This is a genomic window from Pseudomonas sp. BF-R-19, from assembly GCF_019956445.1.
In the GTDB taxonomy this organism is placed as follows: domain Bacteria; phylum Pseudomonadota; class Gammaproteobacteria; order Pseudomonadales; family Pseudomonadaceae; genus Aquipseudomonas; species Aquipseudomonas fluorescens_BH.
This window is the reverse complement of sequence record NZ_JAHBDN010000037.1, coordinates 345,840-352,501: the sequence shown is the minus strand read 5'-3', so window position 1 is coordinate 352,501 and position 6,662 is coordinate 345,840. Positions and strand designations below refer to the sequence as shown.

Annotated in this window: 6 protein-coding genes; 4 read left to right on the top strand and 2 right to left on the bottom strand. The window is 61.0% G+C overall.

Features of this window, described 5'->3' with window-relative positions:
• Positions 1-71 precede the first annotated feature (71 nt).
• Entirely contained in the window at positions 72-1,223 is a 1,152-nt protein-coding gene (argE, locus tag KGB28_RS07815) for an acetylornithine deacetylase (protein ID WP_223443932.1), read from the bottom strand.
• Between the two features lie 157 nt (positions 1,224-1,380).
• On the opposite strand from argE, the gene KGB28_RS07810 reads away from it, so the two are divergent.
• A complete protein-coding gene (locus KGB28_RS07810; RefSeq protein ID WP_223443931.1) occupies positions 1,381-2,748 on the top strand; it encodes an inorganic triphosphatase in 1,368 nt (455 codons plus the stop codon).
• 97 nt (positions 2,749-2,845) lie between these two features.
• On the opposite strand, the gene KGB28_RS07805 is transcribed toward KGB28_RS07810, so the two are convergent.
• On the bottom strand, positions 2,846-3,310 hold the full coding sequence (locus KGB28_RS07805) for an Lrp/AsnC family transcriptional regulator (RefSeq protein WP_008015415.1): 465 nt from the start codon (positions 3,308-3,310) through the stop codon (positions 2,846-2,848).
• Between the two features lie 126 nt (positions 3,311-3,436).
• On the opposite strand from KGB28_RS07805, the gene KGB28_RS07800 reads away from it, so the two are divergent.
• The 3 genes from KGB28_RS07800 to KGB28_RS07790 all read left to right on the top strand — a co-directional run bounded on the left by KGB28_RS07800 (position 3,437) and on the right by KGB28_RS07790 (position 6,655).
• Positions 3,437-3,775: a hypothetical protein gene (locus KGB28_RS07800; protein ID WP_223443923.1), complete on the top strand. Its 339-nt coding sequence runs from the start codon at positions 3,437-3,439 to the stop codon at positions 3,773-3,775.
• 90 nt (positions 3,776-3,865) lie between these two features.
• Positions 3,866-5,650 carry a GspE/PulE family protein gene (locus KGB28_RS07795; RefSeq protein ID WP_223443921.1) on the top strand — a complete coding sequence of 595 codons (1,785 nt, stop codon included), beginning with the start codon at positions 3,866-3,868 and terminating at the stop codon, positions 5,648-5,650.
• Positions 5,651-5,734: 84 nt separating this feature from the next.
• Positions 5,735-6,655, top strand: coding sequence for an SPFH domain-containing protein (locus KGB28_RS07790; protein ID WP_056726404.1), 921 nt, complete (start codon positions 5,735-5,737; stop codon positions 6,653-6,655).
• Positions 6,656-6,662 lie beyond the last annotated feature (7 nt).

Genomic DNA, 6,662 nt, shown 5'->3' with positions numbered 1-6,662 from the left:
AGATGTTTATAAGAGACAGGTATTGAGGTGGCTGACACGACGCCTTCGCGAGCAAGCCCGCTCCCACATGATCAAGTTGCCGGTGCCAGGCAATAGTGTTCGATCAGTTGCCTTAATAGATGCACCGTAGGCTGCAAACGTGACATTTCGAGGTATTCCCCCGGCTGGTGGGCGCAGGCGATATCACCCGGGCCAAGCACCAGCGTTTCACAGCCAAGGCGCTGAAGATAAGGTGCTTCGGTGCCGAACGCCACTGCTTCGGCGCTGTGACCGGTGAGCTTTTCGGCAAGGCGCACCAACTCGGCGTCCTCGGCCTGCTCGAACGGCGGCACTTCGGGAAACAACGGCGCGTAATCGATCTTGACCTGATGCCGTTCGGCAACCGGCTTGAGCTTCTGCAGTATCTCGGCGCGCAAGACCTTGGGGTCCATGCCGGGCAATGGCCGCAAATCGAATTCCAGCGAACACTGGCCGCAGATGCGATTGGGATTGTCGCCGCCATGGATGCAACCGAAATTCATCGTTGGCGTCGGCACGCCGAACTGTGGATTGCGGAATTCGCGCTGCCACAACAGGCGCAGGCCACGCAGTTCACCGATGGCATCGTGCATGGCTTCCAGGGCGCTGTGGCCCAGGCGCGGGTCGGAGGAATGACCGCTCTGACCGAGGATGTCGATGCGCTCCATCATGATGCCTTTGTGCATGCGGATCGGCTTGAGTCCTGTCGGCTCGCCGATCACCGCCGCCCGCCCCAGCGGCCGCCCCGCCTCGGCCAGCGCGCGGGCACCGGACATCGAACTTTCTTCATCACAGGTGGCGAGAATCAGCAACGGCTGTTTGAACGGCTGATCGAGCAGCGGTTTGACCGCCTCGATGGCCAGGGCAAAAAAGCCCTTCATATCGCAACTGCCCAGGCCGACCCAACGACCGTCGACTTCAGTCAGCTTCAGCGGGTCGGTTTGCCACAGCGCACCGTCGAACGGCACGGTGTCGCTGTGCCCGGCCAGCACCAGGCCGCCGGGGCCGGAACCAAAACTGGCCAGCAGGTTGAACTTGCCGGGGCTGACCTGCTGGATCTCGCAGGTAAAGCCCAGCTCACCGAGCCACGTCGCCAGCAGATCGATGACCGGGCGGTTGGATTGATCGAGACTGGGCTGTGTGCAACTGACCGACGGTGCGGCGATCAACGCAGCGAATTGTTCTTTCATCGACGGCAATGGCATCGCTGACTCCCGGCACCCGAATTGAAGTCCATCATAGAACCAACCGATGACAGGAATAAACCGTCTCGGCGCGTACTAACCTTGAGTCCTGTACACTGCACGACCTTGGCAGCCACACATTCCCCCGGCTGCGCTCCCGATCCTGGATTTTCCGGCCATGCAGAAAGAAACCGAAATCAAACTCCGCGTCAGCCGCGAAACCCTCGCCGCCCTGCGCGAGCACCCGTTACTGAAAAAACGCAACAAAAGTGGCTGGGAACGCCGTGAGTTGATGAATCAGTACTTCGACACGCCCGAGCGCGACCTGGCCCAGGCCAAAGTCGCCCTGCGCCTGCGCAAAGATGGCGACGAAGTGATTCAGACCCTCAAGACCCGTGGCCAGAGCGTCGCCGGCTTGTCCGAGCGTAATGAATTCAACTGGCCCCTGCCCAAGGCCAAGCTCGACCTGAAGAAACTCGACGGCGAATGCTGGCCCGAGGAACTGGCCGAGCTCGACAAGAAGACCCTGAAGCCGATCTTCACCACCGACTTCGTCCGCGAACGCGCGGAAATCGCCTGGGGTCGCGGCAAGACCAAAGTGGTCATCGAAGCCGCGCTGGACCTGGGTCACGTCGTGGTTGGCAAGCAGAAAGAAGAAATCTGCGAGCTGGAACTGGAACTGCGCGAAGGCGAGCCGGCAGCCCTGCTGGAACTGGCCGCCGAACTGGCCGAGAAACTGGCCCTGATGCCCTGCGACATCAGCAAGGCCGAGCGCGGTTATCGCCTGTACGACGCCCACAGCTATTCGTTGAGCCTGCCGGCGCCGCAGATCACCGCCGAAACGCCGCTGGACGACGCGTTCGCCGCGCTGAGCTGGCATTTGCTGGGCAGCAGCCAGCGTCTGGCCGAGCAGTATCGCTTCAATGGTCACTGGCGCCTGTTGCAGGACTGGGTCGAATGCCTGGCGGAAATGCGCGCGCTGATCAGCAGCCTGGGCCAGGCCGCACCACGTCAGTCGACCCACGATCTGCGTATCGCCCTCGATGCCTTGCTGGAAGACTGGCGTCCGCTGGTCCAGGCCGGCCTGGATGATGAAGACGTGCGCAAAGCCGCGCCCGAGCAGTTCCTCGAAGAGCTCGAAGACCCGCGCTGGGGCCTGTTCTCCCTGACCACCTCGCGCTGGCTGCTGGCCCGCACCTGGGCCGCCGACCGCAACACCCGTGGCAATCGCCAGGGCGCTGCGCAACTGGGCAGCTGGTTGCCGCGCCTGCTGGGCGAAGAAGCCACTTCGTTGCAACTGCAACGTTACCAGCAACAACCGGAAGACCTGGCCGAGCAACTGCCGCGCATCGAACGCATCCAGGTCTGGCTGCACCATGCGCGTAACGTGCTGGAGATCCCGGAAATGGATCGCCTCTACGGCGAGCTGAACAAACTGGCGCAACTGGCCAACGAGTCGATCACCGACGAAGTCCTGGATGCGCGCAAGCAACAGGCGATCGCGGTGTATCAGAACCGTGCCTGGAAAATGTTGCTGCGTCTGTAATACCGCATTCGCGAGCAGGCTCGCTCCCACAGGATTTATGCGGTCCTTGTGGGAGCGAGCTTGCTCGCGATGAGGCCAGCACAGTCACCACAAGATTTCAGACCGGCAAACTGGTGGTCGATTTGATCTCCGACAACGCCACGATCGAATTCACTTCCTGAATCCCCGGCACCATCGACAGCTTCTCGAAGAAAAAGCGCTCGTAAGCCTCGATGTCCGCCGTGACAATCCGCAGCAAGAAATCCACCGCCCCCATAAGCACGTAACACTCCAGCACCTCCGGAAAGCCGCGAATCGCCTCGGTGAATTCGGTGAAATTCGAACGCCCGTGGGCATTGAGTTTCACCTCCGCGAAGATCTGCGTGTTCAGGCCGATTTTCTTGCGGTCGAGCAAGGTCACCTGGCCGCGAATGATGCCCTCCTCTTTCATCCGCTGAATCCGCCGCCAGCACGGCGATTGCGAGAGCCCCACCTGCTCGGCGATCTGTGCGCTGGAAAGCGAAGCATCCTCTTGCAGCAAGGCGAGGATCTTGCGGTCGTAGCTGTCCAGTTCGCTTTGCATAAAAAAACCCTTAACCGAGTAACAAGTGAATTGATTGATTCTTCATTTCTGCAATAAGGCCCATCATAGAGAAGAAATACCCGGCACAGGATGTAAACATTTCTCCAATGATTTTGGAGCCTGACCATGCCGTACCTCGAAGCCGTGAACACCCCACCTGCCCGCGCCGATGTCTGGAACGTCGGCAACGCCCATTGCCGGGTTCGCTATCAAATGTTGGCCGAGGCAGAACCGGACCTGTTGTGTCGCACTCTCAATCTGTTCGCTTTGCAATTGCTCACGCCGGAACAGGTCAACGTGCAGCGCCAGGACGACTGGCTGACCATCGAAATCGTCATCGACGGTTTGAGCTGGCACCGCGCGCAAGTGATTGCGGAAAAACTTCGTAACCTGATCAGCGTCTGCTCGGTGGAGCTGCAAGAAGCTGATTCCCCATGGGCCGAAGCGGTTCAAGCGACGGGCTGAAAAACTCCGAAACGGCTTTGTCGGGTAGTGGCCCAGCGGTCAGCCGGGCCACGGCTATCCTTTGCGCACTGTCGTTCAAAAGGAGCCCGCATGTCCGTACATCTCGCCTTTCAGGACCGCTGGCTGGATCTCAATGACCTGCTGCGCGAACTGGTCGCCCAAGGCTTTATCAGTCAGGATTCGGCCGAACACGCGCTCAATGCCCGCCGCCGCAATGCCTCCCTTGGCCAGATGCATCCGCTGGAGTTCATTGCCAGCCAACAGCTGGACGATCTCAGCCGCCCCGGCAAACCGCTGGACCTCGAGAGCCTGACCCTGTGGCTATCCCGGCAGGCCGGCCAGCCTTACTTGCGCATCGATCCGTTGAAGATCAATGTCGCGGCCGTGACCCCGCTAATGTCCTATGCCTTCGCCCAGCGTCACAAGATCCTCGCGGTAGCGATCGACCGCGAGGCAGTAACCGTGGCCAGCGCCCAGCCTTATGTCAGCGGCTGGGAAGCTGACCTGACCCACGTGCTCAAATTGCCGATCAAGCGTGTGGTGGCCAACCCGGTGGACATCCAGCGCTTCAGCGTCGAATTCTTCCGCCTGGCCAAATCGGTCACCGGAGCGAACAGCGCCGACCCGCAAGTCAGTACCCTCGGCAATTTCGAACAGCTGCTCAACCTCGGCGCCAGCGACCAGGAACCGGACGCCAACGACGCACACATCGTCAATATCGTCGACTGGCTGTTCCAGTACGCGTTCCAGCAACGCGCCAGCGACATCCACATCGAGCCCAGGCGCGAACAAGGCACGGTGCGCTTTCGCATCGACGGCGTGCTGCACAACGTCTATCAATTCCCGCCCCAGGTCACCATGGCCATCGTCAGTCGCCTGAAAACCCTGGGGCGCATGAACGTCGCGGAGAAACGCAAACCCCAGGACGGCCGGGTCAAAACCAAGACCCCGGACGGCGGTGAAGTCGAACTGCGCTTGTCGACACTGCCCACGGCCTTCGGCGAAAAAATGGTCATGCGGATCTTCGACCCGGAAGTTTTGCTCAAGGACTTCGACCAGCTTGGTTTCTCCGCCGACGACCTGCGCCGCTGGCAGGACATGACCCGCCAGCCCCACGGCATCATCCTCGTCACCGGGCCGACGGGTTCGGGCAAGACCACCACCCTCTACACCACCCTGAAAAAACTGGCGACACCGGAGGTCAACCTCTGCACCATCGAAGACCCGATTGAGATGGTCGAGCCGGCGTTCAACCAGATGCAGGTCCAGCACAACATCGACCTGACCTTCGCCGCCGGCGTGCGCGCGCTGATGCGGCAAGACCCGGACATCATCATGATCGGCGAGATCCGCGACCTCGAAACCGCGGAGATGGCGATCCAGGCGGCGCTCACCGGGCATCTGGTGCTGTCGACCCTGCACACCAACGACGCGCCCAGCGCCATCAGCCGCCTGCTGGAACTCGGCGTGCCGCACTATCTGATCAAGGCCACAGTGCTCGGCGTCATGGCCCAGCGACTGGTGCGAACCCTGTGCCCGCACTGCAAGGCGCCGCTGACGCTGGGCGAAGACGACTGGCAAACCCTGACCCGTCCCTGGCAAGCACCGTTACCGACCAATGCCCAACGAGCCATCGGTTGCGTGGAATGCCGCGACACCGGTTATCGTGGTCGCGCCGGGGTCTACGAAATCATGCAACTGAGCGATGGCATCAAAGCGCTGATCAGTCCCGACACCGACCTGCTGGCCGTGCGACGCCAGGCATTCAAGGAAGGCATGCGCAGCCTGCGGCTGTCAGGAGCGCAAAAGGTCGCCGCCGGGTTGACGACCATCGAGGAGGTTCTGCGAGTGACGCCCCAGAGCGAGCAGAACTGAGCCCGGCTGTACTTATCCGGCATCGGCACAGCTACACTCCAGCGATTGCAACTCCACAGATCCACACATCAACAAGGAATCGTTATGCAGATCGGTAGTGTGCTTTTGCTTTTTGTCGGCCTGGTGGTCGCCATTCTGTTCATGGGTTTCAAGGTCGTGCCCCAAGGCTTTGAATGGACCGTCGAGCGTTTCGGTCGCTACACCAACACGCTCAAGCCGGGGCTGAACGTCATCATTCCGGTCATGGACCGCATCGGGCGCAAGATGAATGTGATGGAAAGCGTGCTGGATATTCCGCCGCAGGAAGTCATCACCGCCGACAACGCCACGGTGCAAATCGACGCCGTGTGCTTCTTCCAGGTGGTCAACACGGCCCAGGCGGCCTACGAGGTCAACAACCTCGAACACGCCATCCGCAACCTGCTGCAAACCAACATCCGTACGGTACTCGGCTCAATGGAACTCGATGCCATGCTCAGCCAGCGCGACGGGATCAACGAAAAACTGTTGCGCACCGTCGATGAAGCGACCGCGCCGTGGGGCATCAAGATCACCCGGATCGAGATCAAGGACATCAGCCCACCCGCCGACCTGATGGCGGCGATGTCGGGGCAGATGAAAGCCGAGCGGATCAAGCGTGCGCAAATTCTGGAGGCCGAAGGCCTGCGCGCCGCAGCGATCCTGACCGCCGAAGGCAAGAAGCAGGCGCAGATCCTCGAAGCCGAAGGCAGTCGCCAGGCCGCCTTCCTGGAGTCCGAAGCCCGCGAGCGGCAAGCCGCGGCAGAAGCCCAGGCGACCAAAGTGGTGTCCGAAGCCATCGCCAGCGGCAACGTGCAGGCGGTCAACTACTTCGTGGCGCAGAAGTACATCGATGCGCTGGGCAAGTTGGCCTCAGCCAACAACAGCAAGGTGATCCTGATGCCGCTGGAGGCCAGTTCGATGATCGGCGCGGTGGGCGGCATTGGCGAAATCGTCAAGGCCACTTTCGATAACAAGAAAGCCTGAGGCGCGC

What these genes read in the sequence shown, in the direction of transcription:
- argE (WP_223443932.1), bottom strand. Translation starts at nt 1,223, where the DNA reads ATGCCATTGCCGTCGATGAAAGAACAATTCGCTGCGTTGATCGCCGCA.
- KGB28_RS07810 (WP_223443931.1), top strand. Translation starts at nt 1,381, where the DNA reads ATGCAGAAAGAAACCGAAATCAAACTCCGCGTCAGCCGCGAAACCCTC.
- KGB28_RS07805 (WP_008015415.1), bottom strand. Translation starts at nt 3,310, where the DNA reads ATGCAAAGCGAACTGGACAGCTACGACCGCAAGATCCTCGCCTTGCTG.
- KGB28_RS07800 (WP_223443923.1), top strand. Translation starts at nt 3,437, where the DNA reads ATGCCGTACCTCGAAGCCGTGAACACCCCACCTGCCCGCGCCGATGTC.
- KGB28_RS07795 (WP_223443921.1), top strand. Translation starts at nt 3,866, where the DNA reads ATGTCCGTACATCTCGCCTTTCAGGACCGCTGGCTGGATCTCAATGAC.
- KGB28_RS07790 (WP_056726404.1), top strand. Translation starts at nt 5,735, where the DNA reads ATGCAGATCGGTAGTGTGCTTTTGCTTTTTGTCGGCCTGGTGGTCGCC.